This is a genomic window from Herbiconiux dendrobii (assembly GCF_052048175.1).
Classification (GTDB): Bacteria; Actinomycetota; Actinomycetes; order Actinomycetales; family Microbacteriaceae; genus Herbiconiux.
Genome location: NZ_JBLZQV010000002.1, coordinates 170,129 through 185,418, shown reverse-complemented (window position 1 = coordinate 185,418; position 15,290 = coordinate 170,129). Strand labels below are relative to the sequence as shown.

Below are 15,290 nucleotides of genomic sequence, written 5' to 3'. Positions count from 1 at the left end.
CCACCACCTCCGCACTAGAAGCCCCCCGCTCACGCAGGGGGCTTCTTCTTTGCCCCCAGCCCATGTTTTGCGCATGGCAGCTCCCTGACGAGACTCGCGCTCGAGTACCACAGAAACGTTTCTATTGCTCCGAGCGCAAAAGTCGGCTGGCCAGCGCATTCGCGGGCATTTACACGGCCGAAACACCGATTTGTTCTAATCGGAACGTTTCTAGGATAGACATGACGACACGGCGTCGCCCCCCGCCGGTGATCGAAGGAACGATGATGGTAACGACACTGACCAGACGCGAGACCACCACGGCGCCCCCGCCCCCGCGGCGCCGCCCCCAACGGCGCACCACCATACGGCGCAACGCCTGGTTCACCGCAGCCGTCCTCCTCGCCCCGGCGCTCCTCGCAGTGCTGATGCTGCGCGTCATCCCCATGCTCGGCTCGCTCGAGACCGCGTTCGCGTTCGGCTCGGGCCTCGACCCGCTCGCGAACTTCGCCTACCTGTTCTCCGACCCCAACTTCATCGACTCGCTCCGGGTCACCCTGCTGTTCAGCATCGTGGTGAACCCGTTGCAGATCGCGCTGGCGCTGGGGCTCGCCGTTCTGCTGGCGCGCAGGATGCCGGCGGTCGGCCTCTGGAGAGCGCTCGTGCTCCTTCCGGCCGCCGTGCCACAGACGGTGTCGGCGCTCATCTGGATGGTATTCATGCGACCCGACGGCCCGCTGAACGCCATCGGCGCAGCGGTGGGACTGCCGCCGGTGCCCTGGCTCACGAGCCCCGACGTGGCTCTGTTCTCGATCATCATCGTGTGTTCCTGGGTGGGCGTCGGCTTCTGGATGACGTTCCTCATCACGGGCATGAAAGACATCCCCGAATCGCACTACGAAGCCGCATCGCTGGACGGCGCGAATGCCTGGCAGCGCTTCGTGCACATCACCCTGCCGGGACTCCGACGGCCCTTGCTCTTCGTGCTCGTCGCCGACACGGTCGCCAACCTGCTCGTGTTCGCCCCGGTGCGCATCATGACCCAGGGCGGGCCGGGCGGCTCGACCAACCTGGTGATGCACTACATCTTCGAGACCGGTTACACCCTCGGCGACACCCAGACCGCGGCGGCGGGAACCCTCATCCTCGTCGCCATCGTGATCGTCGTCACCGCTGTGCAGTTCCGGCTGCTGCCGGGAAAGGACTGACCATGACCGCCGCTCCCGTATCCCGCCGCGACCGCCGCGCCGGTCGCCGAAGCCTCGTCGTCGCGATCCCGGTCGCTCTGCTGGCCGCCGTTCCTCTCGCCTGGGCCCTGCTCGCGTCGCTCCGGCCGGCCAACGACATCTTCAGCTCGCTCTCCCCGCTCAGCTGGCGACTCGTCTTCCCTGAGACCCTCACCCTCGACAACTACACCTCCGTGCTGTCGGGGTCGTTCCCCCTGGCCCTCATGAACTCGATCATCGTCGCCCTCTTCAGCGTCGTGTTCGGCTTGCTGGTGGCGTCGATGGCGGCCTTCGCCGTGGCGGTGCTCCATTTCCCGGGCCGGCGCATCGTGTTCGCGGTCGTGGTGGTGAGCTTCCTCATCCCGTTCGAGGCCATCGCCATCCCGCTGTCGCAGTCGTTCCGTGACTGGGGTCTCGCCGACAGCTACCCGGGGCTCATCCTCCCGGCGATCGGCAACGGTCTCGCCATCTTCCTGCTGCGCCAGTTCTTCCTCGGTATCCCCGTCGAGCTGAGCGAAGCCGCCCGGCTCGACGGCCTGAGCTGGTTCGGTGTGCTGCGGCGCATCTACCTGCCGCTGTCGAAGGCTCCGCTGGTGGGCGCCGGCCTGATCATCTTCGTGTTCCAGTGGCAGTCGTTCCTCTGGCCGCTGCTCATCGCGCCGACGCCCGACCGGGCGGTCGCGCCCGTGGCCATCGCCGACTTCGCCGGGCAGGATCAGGTGGACTTCGGCGCCATGTTCGCCGCCACCATCCTCACCGTCATCATCCCCCTCATCCTGGTGCTGATCTTCCAGCGCCAGTTCACCGACCCGATGTCGTCGACGGGCGGCAAGGAGTGACATTCGACGGATGCACCGTGCAGACCGTTCTCGGCGCCATCGGCGTCGACGAGCTCGGCATGACCCTGATGCACGAGCACACCGTGCGCTCACCCCCGGAGCTGCCCTATCGCGGCGTGCGCGAATTCTCGCCGAACCTGCGGCACGCCCCCGTGACGGCCGAGAACGCCTGGCTCGTGCGGGAAGACCCCTATGCGAGCCTCAACAACCGCGCGCTCGTCGAGCTCGAGGTGGTGGCCGAGGAGCTCGCCCGCTTCACCGAGGCGGGCGGGCGCACCATCGTCGACAACTCGAACGGGCCGGAGCGCGACCCGGCCCTGATGGTGCGGCTCGCCGAGACGACCGGGCTGAACCTGGTGATGGGGAGCGGCTGGTCGGTGACCCGGGGCACCGAGGCATCCACTCAGGGCGATGACGTGGAGCGCTACGTCGACCTCCTGATCGCCGAGCACACCGAGGGGGTCGCGCTGCCCGACGGGCGCACCGTGCGACCCGGCGTCATCGGCGAGATCGGGGTGGGGCCCGAGTTCACCGGCGCCGAACTGCTCGGTCTGCGGGCCGCGGCCATCGCGCAGACCGCGCTCGGCGTTCCCCTGATGATCCACCTGCCGGGCTGGCGCCGCCTCGCGCACCGGGTGCTCGACGAGGTCTTCGAGGCCGGGGTCGACCCCCGCGCCGTCGTGCTCTGCCATATGGACCCGTCGGGTGTCGACCCGGCCTATCAGCTGTCGGTCGCCGAGCGCGGGGCCTGGCTCGAGTTCGACATGATCGGGATGCCGAACAACTACCCGGGGGAGGGCCAGTCTCCCTCCGTGGGTCAGACGGTCGAGGCGGTCGCCGCACTCGTCTCCGCGGGCTACGCGCGGCAACTGCTGCTGAGCCACGACGTCGGCATGAAGACCATGTGGACGAGGTACGGCGGCAACGGCTACGGCTTCGTGCCGAGCGCCTTCCTGCCGCGACTCGTCGAGGCCGGTGTCGATCTCGCGGTGACGGAGTCGTTGCTGGTCGACAATCCGCGCGCCCTTTTCGAGGCGGCCGATCGCTCCGTGGGGTGAGGATGCTATCTTGAAACGTTTCCACCAGCGCCCCAGGCCTGCGCGGGAGCGGTGCTGCGGCTCCGGGGGTGGGGTCGGATAGACAGGAGGGTTCACGGTGCCGATGTCCGAACCGCCGCGCAAGCGGCCGACCATCAAAGAGGTCGCCAAGCGTGCCCAGGTGTCGGTGAGCACGGTGAGCTACGTGCTCAACAACTCCGGCCCCGTGGCCGAGGAGCGGCGCAACCGCGTGCTCGACGCCATCCGGGTTCTCGAGTACTCCCCGAACGAGTCGGCGCGCAGCCTAAAGCGTCAGCGCGCCGCGACCATCGGTGTGGTGGTGCCGGAGCTCACGAACCAGTTCTTCGCGATGGTCACCGAGGGCGTGCAGGCCGCGGCCGCCGCTCGCGACGTGCTCGTGGTGCTGGTGGTGCCCGAGGCCACCGAGGCATCGGAGGAGGAACAGGCCAGGCTCCTCCGCAGCCAGCGTCTCGACGGTGTGGTCTACCTCACGGGAACCGGGTCGATGCCGGCCGCCATCTACGATCTGGCACGCTCTGGGCCCGTGGTGCTCGTCGACGAGCAGATCCCGGGGCTCGACCTGCCCGCCGTGGTGGCCTCGTCGCGCAAGGGCGCTCGCGAGGTGGCCGCCCACGTGCTCGAGCTCGGTCACCGCAGGGTCGCCGTGATCGGTGGACCCGCCGCTCTCTGGACCGCCCAGCAGCGTCTGGCCGGCTACCGCGAGGCGCTGGCCGGCGCGGGTCTCGACCCCGACTCGGTGCCCATCTTCACGGGCGACTACCGCCAGGCCTCGGGCTACGAGCTCGCCGAGAAGGCCTTGGCGGCGACCCCCGCGCCGACCGCGCTGATCTGCGCCAACGACCTCATGGCGATCGGAGCGATGGAGTACTGCCGGGAGGTGGGGCTCCGGGTTCCGGATGACGTTAGCGTGGTGGGCTTCGACGATCTGCCAATCGCCTCCATGCTCACCCCGCAGCTCACGAGCGTTCGTCAGCCGGCGCGGGAGATGGGCTTTCGAGCGGCATCCGTACTTCTGGACGCCTTCGAGCAGATGGAGACCTCGGCTCTCGAGGCGATGCCCACCGAGCTCAAGATCCGGGATTCCGTCGTGCCGCCCCGCGCGACCGACCCTCACTGACGGAGCGGTTTGGAGCGAAGCGGACCGACGAGACGTTCAGACGGCCTCGCCGTCGAGCCACGCCACGGTGCGGGCGAACAGCGCGCCGTAGCCCTCCCAGGCGATAAAAGCCGGCGAAGCCCAGTGCGGAGCAAGGTCGGAAGTGAAGGCTGCGGCACGGCCGGCACCCGCGGTTCCGACCACGAGCAGCGGATGTCCCGCCACCTCGGCCAGCACGGTGCTGCCGTCCCGGGCGATCACCTCGTTGATGCCGAGTAGGGCGGGCCACTCGGGATCGAGGCCCGCCGTGATCGGATGCTCTCCCGTCACCGTCGCTCCCGGGCCGCTCTGCAGCTCGATGCGGTCGTCGCGGTCGAGCATCGTGACCGGGAGCACCTCGGCCAGGGGGCTCCGACCCCAGCGGGCCTTGGCGTCGATGCCGGAGAAGCTCAGGTAGCCGCCCACCATGAGCAGGCCGCCACCCGCCGTGACGAAGTCGCTGAGGGCGAGGATGCGATCGGGGCCGGGGATCGACCGCACGAAGGTGTCCTTGCCGAGCAGGAAGGTGTTCGCCCCCACATCGGAGACCACGACGACGTCGGCGATCGCCGCAATGCCCTTGGCGGTCGCCGGCAGGTCGGTGCTGATGCGGTGCGCGGGGATGCGGGCGACCTCGTGGCCGGCATCCGTGAGTGCGGTCACGAAGGCATCTCCGTCTTCGGTGTACTCCGAGGTCGTGAAGCTGTCGAACCCCTTCTGGTGAACGGAATAGACGAACCAGGATTCGCCGAGCAGGAGGACGCGTGCCATGTCAGGTGCCTTTCTGGGGGGTTCGGTCGACCGTCGGGAGAGACCAGACGACGACCTCGATCGGCGTCGGCGCGAAGCCGGCCGAGGGGTTGTTCTGCTGCGGACAGTTCGACAGCAGAGCCACGACGGGCATCTCGGCCCGGAGGGTGACGTGATCGCCCGCCTTCGAGATGCTGTCGACGATCTCGACGGCCCCGTCGGTGTCGAAGCGCACCCGCATGAAGAAGTTGATGTTCGAGACGATCTCCGCCGGGCCGAGGCCCCAGGTGGCGAGTTCGGCCGTGAAGTTGCTGCGACAGCTCCGGCCGGTGTCGACGCCGTAGCGCAGCTCGTCCATCTCGCGGCTGCAGCAGCCCGCGAGGGTGTCGTGCAGGCCGCAGGTGTCTTTGGTCACCGTGAACAGGGGCCGTGCGCGATCCGAGTACACGACGGTGCCCTCCGTGACATACAACGATCGGTTCAGCTTGACGGTGTTGGGCACGTTCAGCCGGTCGAGGGGGAGTTCGGCTCCGATGCAAAGGAAGTCGACGGCCTGCTGACCCTCGACATCGACGATGGTGAGATGCTGACCCGTCTCGAGACGGCGCGACCAGGGTGACCCCGGGGCCACCGTCTCGCGGTGATCGACGACCACCCCGGGGGGCAGTCGTGGTGCGTTCTGCGTCATGGCGTGGCCTCCTCCTGCTCACTCAGTCTGTGGGTCATGCCTACCAGAAACGTTTCTTGTTTGTTACTTCTATGTTGCGATTTCTTGCCCGCCATCACGGTCGCCTCATCGCTGGAGTCGATCTCCGACCGAGCCGCTTCCGCCCCGCCCGTCGTCTCGCGGATGAAATTCACATCACGAGGAAAATGCCCTTCAACCAGGCATTTCAGTTGCATTATCCAAGGCCCTGAGATGACATGCCGCGGGCTTCACCTCTCCGCGGGGTGTGCCGGCGAACCCCACCGGCTCTCCCCGTTCTCTGCATCCCCTCTTCCGAGGCCTCTCGCTAATAGAACGTTTCTAGTGTAGACAATCCCCACACCGCTACTGCGACCCACGGGTCTGACAAATGAAGAAAGGTTCACCGTGAAGAAACCAACTGCACGCCGGGCGACGGTCGCGGGCATCGCCGTGCTCGTCCCGGCGATCGTGCTCGCCCTCGGCGGCTGTGCGGCGTCGAGCGAGACCGCCGACGGCCCGGTCACCATCAACTTCCTCAACCCGCACACGGGAAAATACGACGCCGTTATCGCCGAGTTCGAGGAGCAGCACCCGGACATCACCATCAAGCAGCAGAGCGTTCCCTACGACGAGCTCGTGTCGCAGACCCAGGCGCGTCTCTCCCGGGGCGACACGAGCATCGATGTGCTCGCCGCCGATCCGCCGCGGATCGCCAACATGGTGAGCCAGGACTTCCTGACCGACGAGAGCGACGCACTGCCCGAGATGGAGTCGGCGTTCAGCGCGGTCGGCCTCGAATCGGTGGAGATCGATGGAAAGCCGTACGCCTACCCGATGTGGACGAGCGACAACTTCCTCTTCTACAACAAGACGGTGCTCGACAAGGCCGGCGTCGCCATCCCCGGCGGAACCGACGCCGACCGCCTGACCTTCGAGCAGGTGCTCGCCGACTCGAAGCAGATCGTCGACTCCGGAGCGGCGCCGTACGGCTTCGGCATCGAGCAGCCCGACCGGTACTACGCGCTGCAGCCCATCGCCATGGGGCTCGGAGCGGGCTCCGGCCTCGAGGGCGACGGCAATCTCACCCCCGCCGTCGACACCCCGGAGTGGAACGAGTTCGGCACCTGGTACCAAAACCTGTTCGCCGAAGGTCTGTCGCCCAAGGGTGTCGACACCTCAGGAATGCCCGACCTGCTCATGTCGGGTCAGATCGGCTACCTCCTGGCCAACCCGGTCATCCTGAACGACGTCAAGGAGCGCCTCGGTGACGAGTGGGGCATCGCGCCGCACCCGTACTTCGCGGGTCGCAACGTGGTGACGCCCACCGACTCGTGGGCGTTCGGCATCAGCGCCTTCAGCACCCAGAAAGACGCCGCGCGCACTTTCGTGCAGTTCCTCACCATGAACGAGGCCGGCATCGCGACGGTCACGAACGACCTGCCGTTCCCGCCCGTCGCCTCGGTCGGCACCGGTGCCTACGAGGACTATCTCGCCGAGCTGGCTCCGACGCAGACCGCCGACCTGACCGAATTGCTCGCGGCCGACGAGCAGTTCGCGGTGCACCGCCCGGTGAGCTCGGGGTACGTGCAGTTCGAGACCCTTATGAACAAGTCGTTCGATGACATCCGCAACGGGGCCGACGTGGCCGAGACCCTCGAGTCGACGCAGGCCGAACTGGAGCGGCAGCTGAGCCGCCTGTCGGAATAGCCCATCGGCGAAGCGCCGGCCCCACCGCCCGAGGGCGGGTGGGCCGGCGCTGTCGACGACGCGGCGATTCTCGGCGGGGCTTCGTCGTGCGCTCGAGCGCACCATTGCAGCTTCGAGGGACTCTTCGCTGTCATAAGAATCACGCAGCATCGCCCGAGACTTGCGACTAAGTACTGTCAAATCGGTTTGATGAATTATAATTCCTTAGGTTTTCGGGACCGATCGGTGGCCCCGGAATCTGACGGCACACCGATCCTCGACGGTTGCTGCCACCGAGTAGGCGGAGGATGTTGCTGGCGTGGTACTCGATGATGCGTTTGGAGAGGAGCGCGTTCGAGTCAGGTGTCGCGGCATCTTGGTGGGCGGCACATTGCTGAGATCGACGGGTTGTGAATTTCTCCATGTCGGTCGTCGAGTCCGAATTGGCGTTGCATTCTTCTGAGGTCGGCCATCAATGGTCGGCCCTCGACAGGTGAGCGATCGGGGCATGGGTGATCGAAGGAGTCCAACATGGCGCTGTCCGACGAACTGTCTAAGCTCTCTGATCAGTCTCGAAAGCTCGAAGAGTCTGTGGTTGCCGCGAAGAACGAGGAGCACGATCAGCTGGCCGAGCGGCGAGCCGAACTCGAGGGTCAACTCGCCACTGCGCGCATGAAGCTTGGGGCAAGAGCTGCTCATGCTGACGACGAGTTGGCTGCTGATTGGAACGACGCACAGAGGTCAGTCGCCGGCGCATTTCAGTCCCTGCGGTCAGGAGCACAGTCGCGGCGGGCCAAGTGGTCGGCTCGGCGTGCCGGTCGGGCAGCGGATGATGCGGAGATCGCAGCCATGGACGCCGTCGACTTCGCGGTGTACGCCATCCAGGAAGCTGAGTGGGCCGTGTTGGAGGCCGCTGAGGCACGCGGTGAAGCCGACGCGAAGAACCTCGAGACCTCTCAGTAGCCGGCGAAATCATTGCAATCCCCTATGACCCATCTTTCAGCAGCACTAGCGTGACGGAATGAGTGCTGACGAGGGAAGGTGGCCGCTTCTCCTACGGTTGAGCCGCGGACTGGCGGGCGAGAAACCCGACCTGGCAAAGCGGATGGCGGATCGCATTCGAGCCGATGTGCCGTTCTACCGCTCCGAAGCGCACATCTCGGTCGAGGCGATCAATCAGTCGACCCGAGAACACATCGAGGCGCTCGTGAATTACGCCTCGGCCCCTGACGGCCCTGACACCGCTCCGCGGGCCCTGGGGGAGAGGCGAGCCCGAGACGGGACCGAACTGGCTGACGTGCTGGATGCGTTGCAAGTGAGCACGAGTTTCCTCTGGGACGAGATCGTCGAGTACGCCAGGCGAACGACGAGCGCCACGGACACCGAGCTGGTGGATCTCGCCTCCGAGATCTGGACCATGCACGACTCGTACGTGCGCAACCTCACGACGGGCTACCGGGAGGAGTACTCTCGGGTGCTCCTGAGCCGGCAACAGGAGCGCCTGGGCCTCGTATACGGTCTCCTGACCGCACGGGGGCGGGAGGCGGCATCTCCGTGGGATGCCGTCGATCGCCTGGGATTCTCGAGAACCGAGGGCTTCGTGGTGGTCGCCGCGACGACGGCGACGGCCGGACGGTTGTCGCTACCCCGGGTAGAGCAGACCCTGGCTGCTGCAGGAGTGGCCTCCGCATGGGTGATGGTCGCCGACGTTCAACTCGGCATCGTCAGCTCCGCGGCCGACTCCTGGCTCGAACTGGTGACGGCCGAAGCTCTTACCTGGGGTTCGACTGCCGGAGTCAGTCCCGTCATGCCGACCTTCACGTCGATAGGGCTGGCGGTGCGTTTGGCTCGGATCGCTCGGGCGACTGCATCCCCTGGAAACGTCGTCGCCTTCGATGATTCGCCGGTGGCTATGGCTGCTGCCGGATCGCCTGACGTCACCGAACGCATCGTCGATACGGTTCTCGGCGGTCTGTCGGCGATCTCCGAGAGCGACCGGACAGTCATCGTCGAGACTCTGGCCGCCTTCTTCGACTCCGATGGATCCGTGGCCGACGTCGCATCCCTGCTCGCCGTCCATGAGAACACGGTTCGCAACCGCCTCAGCAGGGTCAGAACGATCACCGGACGGGACCCGATGCGGCCCCGAGACGCAGCGGAGCTGCTTCTCGCGCTATCGGGGCGCGGCATCGTGATGTGATCTGCCTGGGCGAACCCCCAGTCCCGACTCGCAGCTGGTGTGGCTTTCTCCAGTCGAGTCCCGCGATGACGCGCTGATACCGAGGATGAATCCAGCCGGCGGACAGCCGCTGGATTCATATGAAGGAGACCCTCGTGTCCGGACTCACCCACGCAGAACTTGATCAGATCAACGCCGCCAACGCCTCCGGGAAACCCGTTGTCGTCTTCATCCACGGGCTCTGGCTCCTGTCCAGCAGCTGGGACCGATGGCGCACCCTGTTCGAGGAGAGCGGTTTCGCCACCATCGCCCCCGGCTGGCCCGACGACCCCGAAACCGTCGCCGCGGCGAAGGAGGCTCCGGATGTCTTCGCGCACAAGATGATCGGGGTCGTCACGGACCACTACCTCCAGGCCATCGCCGCTCTGACGACCGAGCCGGCAATCGTCGGACACTCCTTCGGTGGCCTCATCGCTCAGAAGATCGCGGGGGAGGGAGTCGCGTCGAGCACGGTGGCGATCGACGCCGCACCGTTCCGCGGAGTCTTGCCGCTACCCTTCTCGGCCCTGAAATCCTCTTCTGCCGTACTGGGCAACCCGGCCAACGCCGGTCGCGCGGTCGCTCTGACGTTCGAGCAGTTCACCTATGGCTGGGCCAACAACCTCCAACCCGACGAAGCGCGCGATCTGTACGACACTTTCCACGTCGCTGCATCGGGCGCACCGATCTTCCAGGCAGCGACGGCGAACCTCAACCCGTGGACGGAGGCGAAGGTCGACACCCGCAACCCCGACCGTGGTCCTTTGCTTATCATTGCCGGCACAAAGGACAACACGGTTCCGCTCGCAATCACTCACGCGATGTTCGACGTTCAGAAGCGCAACCCCGGACTCACAGAAATCGCCGAGATCCCCGACCGCGGCCACTCGCTCGTCATTGACCACGGCTGGTCTGACGTCGCTAAGGGGTCACTCGACTTTATCCGACGGACACTTCCCATCAACTAGGTCTGCAGGATGCGCCTGCAGGCACTGGCACGACATGGCACGGCACAAGAGGATGTCCTAATGCGGCGGTACCTGCAGGCGTGCAAGGTGACGTAGTGCGCTCTAAGAAAACGTTACAACCGGCTCCGGAGCTGACGCCGACACGCGCTCCAGCGAGCCCTGTGCAAACTCGGCGCCAAGCGACCGCTGTTGACATAACGCACGTTCTCGGTTTCGGCTGCGTCGTCTGGTGAAATCCCACCGTCTCCGCAATGTCAGACGAACATCGCCTGTAGACGGGCGTTCGACCGTCGGGCGTCACCTTCAGGCCGGCGTTCTACCGTCGGGCCTCGGATGCTCGACGCGAGCTGCGGATCGAGATTCCGACGGCGGCGATACCGATCCCGAACAGTGCGAGAAGCCAGGGAGTGCGCTGGCCGGTCGCGGCGAGTGCGGGGCCGGCCTCCGACGTATCGGGCAGCGGCTGAGGCGCAGGCTGTGCGGGCGCGAGTGCGGTCAGGGTGGAGGCGACGTCGATGAGTCCCGCGCCGACGGAGCGTTCCGGCGCCACGGCCGGATTCCACGGCTGGATGACGGACTCCGTGCTGGCGTGATCGGTCAGGGCCTCGCGGAGTTCGGCGGGGCCCAGATCAGGGGCGTAGTCCAGCACGAGAGCGGCGGACGCTGCGATCGTGGGTGCCGCAGCCGAGGTGCCTCTGAACCGTCCCGTGTCGTCTATGACCGTGGTGGAGGTGGGGAGATTGTCGACACCGACCGCGGTCGGACCCGGAACCGTGATCGGTTCCGGAACACCGAAGTACAGGGGCGCAGGCCCGAGAGACGAGTACGTCTCGAGAGTGGAGTCCTCGGCGTTCAGGGCGGCGACGGAGAATGCGGCCGGGTCTGCTCGGTGACCGTACAGCGTCGCGCCGACGGTGTCGGTGTCGGTGCTCCGGTAGTACTCCTGGTCGACGAGCGTTTCCTTGCCTGGCGCCTGCCCCCAGGTGATCGCCACAGGCGGGAAGCCGGCCGTGGGGGTCACATGCCGCACCACACTGACCTCGTTCTGGATCGCATCGGGTGATGTCAGGTTGCCGATCTCAGCGAACGTCGACGCGACCTCGGGGTCTGCGGGCACGGATTTGATGGTGTTGCCGGGAAGACCGAGGACGTAGTCCAACGACGTGGTGACGTCGCCGTCGTCTTCGGCCCAGTCGACGGAGCCGGTCATCAGCGAGCCCGCCGGAAGGGTGACGGACAGTGTGGCGTCCTCGCCGGGACCCGGGTCGAAATCGAGACAGTCGATCGTGTCGCCCGGGTAGAGGCCGGCGACGTCGTCCGGACACTCCGTCGGCCGATACTCCACCGTGGACCACGCCCCGATCGGGTAGCCCTCGCTCGGATAACCTGCGGCCCCGGGCACCCCGAAATTGCCGGCGGCGGTGACATAGAACACGCCCGCATCGGTTGCGGCCTGGATCGCCTGGCCCACAGCACCGACGTGGTACTGGCGGTCCCCGGTCGAGGCGAGATCGTCGACGATGATCGACACGCCTTGCGCGCGCAGATCTGCCACAGCGCCGGCGAAGCCGACATCGCTGTCGGAAGCCGCGAAGAAGATCTCCGCCCCCGGCGCCACCTGGTGGACGACCTGCGCCATGGCGCGGCCCTCGTCGTCCTGAGCATCCGGTCCCTCGGTCAGCACGACCACCGGGCTTTCGTACCCGCACGGGTTCCCCGGGCCCGGCAGCCATCCCGCCGCCACATCCGCATCGACCTCACCCTGACCGTTGGACGCGAAGGAATTCGAGATGATGCCCACCTTCACCCCGGCACCGTCCACACCGAACTGCGACCCCGCGGTGTCGGCGTGAAGAAGACGCTGAGCCGCATCTCCGGCCGGCCCACACCGCTCAGACGTCGCCGCCGCGCTGGTGGTGGTGCCGAGAAAAAGCAGCACCGCAGTCACAGCGATCCCCACGCATACCCGCCGGATACCCATCTGGTCGTACCCCCTTCACCCCTCTTCACCCATCATGACCGATAAGTCGCGCCCCGGTCAGAAGGGAGCGGGGTGCTTTCGGCTGCCGCCGTCGCGACCGCCTGACCGGCGCTCAGGTCGCGTTCGAACCAGACCAGCGAGTCGTTACGCCTCACTTCAGCGAAGCCGCTCTTCTCGAGCACGCGCTGCGAAGCCCGGTTGTCCAGATCGGTGTCTGCGGCGGCGAGGATCGCGCCGTGCCGGCTCGCGTGATCGACGGCGAGCGTCACCGCCTCGGTGGCCAGCCCGGCGCCCCGAGCGCTCGGCACCAGCCCGTAGCCGAACTCCACGCGACCCCGCTCGTCGGGGGGACCGAAGAAACCGAATCCCCCGACTGCCTGACCGTCGGAGCTCCGCCGGATCACGTACATCGTGAAGTGGGGATCCGGATCCGTCGCCTCCGCAAGCGATCGCAGCGGATCGAGTTCATCGGCGAAGGGGTATTCGGCGTGCCAGTCGTCTCCGGGGAGCTCCTGTCGTGCCGCGATGCGCCGGGCGAGGTCCGGCGAGATCGACTCGAGGGCTACACGTGTGCTGCGAAGGATCATCAGCTGATCTTGACAGAATCCGTGACGGCGATCGGCCCGTCGGGGGATCTTCTGAGCGGATGCGGCCCGACCGACGTAGCGTGAGTGAGTCGACCCGCTCGCCGTCCTCCGGCCCGCAGGTTCCCCATCCGCCACCGACAGGCCAGAGAGCATCACCCATGAAGGTCGTCGTCACCGGTTCCCGCGGCAAGGTCGGCCGCGCGGCCGTCGTAGCGCTCGTCGAGGCGGGGCACGAGGTGCTCGGGGTCGACCTGGTGCGCCCGGTGTTCGATGCGGGCGAGATCGTGCCGGGCCGCTACCAGATGGCCGATCTCACGGATGCCGGCTCCGCCTACGCGGTGGTGGCCGGCGCCGACGCGGTGGTGCACGTGGCCGCCATCCCGCAGCCCACCGGCAACCCGCCGCACGTGGTGATGCAGACCAACCTGATGTCGACGTTCAACCTGATCGAGGCCGCCGTGCGGTTCGGGGTGAAGCGCTTCGTGAACATCTCGAGCGAGAGCATCGTGGGCAACTTCTTCCCCGAGCGCCCGTTCCTGCCCGACTACGTGCCGATGGACGAGAACCACCGCCTGCTGCCGCAGGATCCGTACGCGCTCTCGAAGGCGTTCGGGGAGCAGCTGATGGATGCCGCGGTGCGCCGCTCCGACATCCGCGCCATCTCCCTCCGCCCGAGCACCGTGCACAACGAGGACAACTACGAGTCGAACCTCGGCAAGCAGGTGCGCGACCCCGCGGTGCTCACCGAGAACTTCTGGAGCTACATCGACGTCTACGACCTCGCCGACGCCATCGTGCTGGCCACGGAATCCGATCTCCCGGGCCACGAGGTGTTCTACATCGCCTCGCCCGACAACGCCGGCGGCCACGACTTCGCCGAGATCCTGCACCGCTACTACGGCGACCGGGTCGAGCTGCGCGACCTCGACCGGACGGATGCCTCGGGCATCTCGATCGCCAAGGCCCGCGCGCTGCTCGGCTTCACCCCCACCCGCTCCTGGCGCGACTACCTCGACGCCGACGGCCGCGCCCTCCCGCGCCCCTGACCGCCGGCGGTCACGCGGGCGAGGTGGGGTCGAGGCTCGGCGTCAGACGGCCTCGTCGTGGCCCGTGTCGATCCGTTCGGTGAAGTGCTGGGCGCGGCCGGGACGCAGACGCGCCGCCTTGTCCCGCATCGAGCGCACCGCGACCGGATCGTCGAGATCGACGCCCCGGTCCAGGGCGGGGACGGTGAAGAGCTGACTCGCCGGACCGAGCAGCAGTCGAGACCTGCCTCGCAAGCCCTCGTCGGAGAGCACGGGCACCGTGACCAGGTCGGACTTCCCCACATCCGCCAGTGCTTGGGCGTACTCCATCACGGCCTCGCAGACCTCGTCTCCCAGGAGCGCGTATCCGCTTGCGTAAAACAGCTTCTGCACTGCGGCCTCCTGCAGGTCCACCACCATCGGTGCGTGTTCGGTCCTCTAATACATACCCTCACCCTGCGAGTTGTCAACGTCTCGGGCGGGCGGTCGAGCACGCTCCACCGTCGACACGGCCGGGATCTCGGCGAGCTACGACGACGGTGTGCCGCATCCGGCGTCGCGGAACCGCCGGAAAGAGAGTTGGATGCTCACCATGGACCTCGGACCCCTCGGAAACTACCCCCTCCCCGCGAGCATCACGAACGCCTACGGGGCGGCCACGGCGCAAGAGCTCGCCGACCAGCTCGGCGTCACGAAGCAGCCGACCGCCGCCCTCGCCGGCGACGCCGACGCCGCGTACCAGGCGCTGAAGCGCGGTGACACCGCACCCGCGCGAGCACTCCTCGTGGACGAGCTCGGTGTCAGCGAGGCGAACGCCGACGCCGCCCTGGCGAAGCTCCCGCGGATCTAGTCCGGGCGGCGGGAACGCTCGCCGGGATCAGGTTCCGGAACGGACGCGCCGGCGACGTCCCGGCGTCACACGGGGTCGTTGTTCCGATCGTGGGGGGTGGACTTGAACCGGCCGGGCATCGGCGGATAGTCGTCACTCGCGACCTCGTGGCCCGGCTCGGCCTCGACGGAAGCGTCGTCCACCGTCAGCAGGCCGTCGGGGTCTTGGGGGTCGTGGTGTCCGGTGAGGCGCTCACCGAGTTTGGCCTTGTCGTCGTCGCTGGTCATGCCTCCACTCTGG

The 15,290-nt window shown here is 67.1% G+C and carries 17 protein-coding genes; 10 read left to right on the top strand and 7 right to left on the bottom strand.

Features of this window, described 5'->3' with window-relative positions; genetic code table 11:
- Positions 1-266 precede the first annotated feature (266 nt).
- From ACN4JJ_RS05880 to ACN4JJ_RS05865, 4 genes are all read left to right on the top strand, one after another.
- On the top strand, positions 267-1,187 hold the full coding sequence (locus ACN4JJ_RS05880; protein WP_440708983.1) for a carbohydrate ABC transporter permease: 921 nt from the start codon (positions 267-269) through the stop codon (positions 1,185-1,187).
- A gap of 2 nt (positions 1,188-1,189) precedes the next feature.
- Positions 1,190-2,044: a carbohydrate ABC transporter permease gene (locus tag ACN4JJ_RS05875; protein WP_440708982.1), complete on the top strand. Its 855-nt coding sequence runs from the start codon at positions 1,190-1,192 to the stop codon at positions 2,042-2,044.
- A 17-nt stretch (positions 2,045-2,061) separates the two neighbouring features.
- On the top strand, positions 2,062-3,102 hold the full coding sequence (locus tag ACN4JJ_RS05870) for a phosphotriesterase family protein (RefSeq protein WP_440708981.1): 1,041 nt from the start codon (positions 2,062-2,064) through the stop codon (positions 3,100-3,102).
- 103 nt (positions 3,103-3,205) lie between these two features.
- Entirely contained in the window at positions 3,206-4,240 is a 1,035-nt protein-coding gene (locus tag ACN4JJ_RS05865) for a LacI family DNA-binding transcriptional regulator (RefSeq protein ID WP_440708980.1), read from the top strand.
- A 36-nt stretch (positions 4,241-4,276) separates the two neighbouring features.
- Here ACN4JJ_RS05865 and ACN4JJ_RS05860 read toward each other — a convergent pair whose 3' ends face one another.
- From ACN4JJ_RS05860 to ACN4JJ_RS05850, 3 genes are read right to left on the bottom strand one after another with little or no spacing between them, the layout of a single operon-like run.
- Complete coding sequence (locus ACN4JJ_RS05860) at positions 4,277-5,029, bottom strand: glutamine amidotransferase (RefSeq protein ID WP_440708979.1); 753 nt, start codon at positions 5,027-5,029, stop codon at positions 4,277-4,279.
- A 1-nt stretch (position 5,030) separates the two neighbouring features.
- Entirely contained in the window at positions 5,031-5,696 is a 666-nt protein-coding gene (locus tag ACN4JJ_RS05855; RefSeq protein ID WP_440708978.1) for a DUF1989 domain-containing protein, read from the bottom strand.
- A complete protein-coding gene (locus tag ACN4JJ_RS05850; RefSeq protein WP_440708977.1) occupies positions 5,693-5,869 on the bottom strand; it encodes a hypothetical protein in 177 nt (58 codons plus the stop codon). Before ACN4JJ_RS05850 ends, ACN4JJ_RS05855 begins: the two co-directional genes overlap by 4 nt.
- A gap of 232 nt (positions 5,870-6,101) precedes the next feature.
- On the opposite strand from ACN4JJ_RS05850, the gene ACN4JJ_RS05845 reads away from it, so the two are divergent.
- The 4 genes from ACN4JJ_RS05845 (at position 6,102) to ACN4JJ_RS05830 (ending at position 10,568) form a co-directional block, all read left to right on the top strand.
- Positions 6,102-7,403, top strand: a complete 1,302-nt coding sequence (locus ACN4JJ_RS05845; RefSeq protein WP_440708976.1) for an ABC transporter substrate-binding protein — start codon at positions 6,102-6,104, stop codon at positions 7,401-7,403.
- 510 nt (positions 7,404-7,913) lie between these two features.
- On the top strand, positions 7,914-8,345 hold the full coding sequence (locus tag ACN4JJ_RS05840) for a hypothetical protein (RefSeq protein WP_440708975.1): 432 nt from the start codon (positions 7,914-7,916) through the stop codon (positions 8,343-8,345).
- A 58-nt stretch (positions 8,346-8,403) separates the two neighbouring features.
- The gene (locus ACN4JJ_RS05835) at positions 8,404-9,582 is read left to right on the top strand and encodes a PucR family transcriptional regulator (RefSeq protein ID WP_440708974.1); all 1,179 of its coding nucleotides are present in this window, start codon (positions 8,404-8,406) and stop codon (positions 9,580-9,582) included.
- A gap of 134 nt (positions 9,583-9,716) precedes the next feature.
- Positions 9,717-10,568, top strand: coding sequence for an alpha/beta hydrolase (locus ACN4JJ_RS05830; protein WP_440708973.1), 852 nt, complete (start codon positions 9,717-9,719; stop codon positions 10,566-10,568).
- 316 nt (positions 10,569-10,884) lie between these two features.
- Here ACN4JJ_RS05830 and ACN4JJ_RS05825 read toward each other — a convergent pair whose 3' ends face one another.
- A complete protein-coding gene (locus tag ACN4JJ_RS05825; RefSeq protein WP_440708972.1) occupies positions 10,885-12,516 on the bottom strand; it encodes a S8 family serine peptidase in 1,632 nt (543 codons plus the stop codon).
- 65 nt (positions 12,517-12,581) lie between these two features.
- Positions 12,582-13,136, bottom strand: coding sequence for a GNAT family N-acetyltransferase (locus tag ACN4JJ_RS05820; protein ID WP_440708971.1), 555 nt, complete (start codon positions 13,134-13,136; stop codon positions 12,582-12,584).
- A gap of 158 nt (positions 13,137-13,294) precedes the next feature.
- On the opposite strand from ACN4JJ_RS05820, the gene ACN4JJ_RS05815 reads away from it, so the two are divergent.
- Complete coding sequence (locus tag ACN4JJ_RS05815; protein WP_440708970.1) at positions 13,295-14,182, top strand: NAD-dependent epimerase/dehydratase family protein; 888 nt, start codon at positions 13,295-13,297, stop codon at positions 14,180-14,182.
- Positions 14,183-14,224: 42 nt separating this feature from the next.
- Here ACN4JJ_RS05815 and ACN4JJ_RS05810 read toward each other — a convergent pair whose 3' ends face one another.
- Entirely contained in the window at positions 14,225-14,581 is a 357-nt protein-coding gene (locus ACN4JJ_RS05810) for a hypothetical protein (RefSeq protein ID WP_440708969.1), read from the bottom strand.
- Positions 14,582-14,753: 172 nt separating this feature from the next.
- Between ACN4JJ_RS05810 and ACN4JJ_RS05805 the strand changes: the two genes are divergently transcribed.
- Positions 14,754-15,011 carry a hypothetical protein gene (locus tag ACN4JJ_RS05805; protein ID WP_440708968.1) on the top strand — a complete coding sequence of 86 codons (258 nt, stop codon included), beginning with the start codon at positions 14,754-14,756 and terminating at the stop codon, positions 15,009-15,011.
- Between the two features lie 65 nt (positions 15,012-15,076).
- Here the strand turns inward: ACN4JJ_RS05805 and ACN4JJ_RS05800 are convergent, their stop codons facing one another.
- Positions 15,077-15,277: a hypothetical protein gene (locus tag ACN4JJ_RS05800; RefSeq protein ID WP_440708967.1), complete on the bottom strand. Its 201-nt coding sequence runs from the start codon at positions 15,275-15,277 to the stop codon at positions 15,077-15,079.
- Positions 15,278-15,290 lie beyond the last annotated feature (13 nt).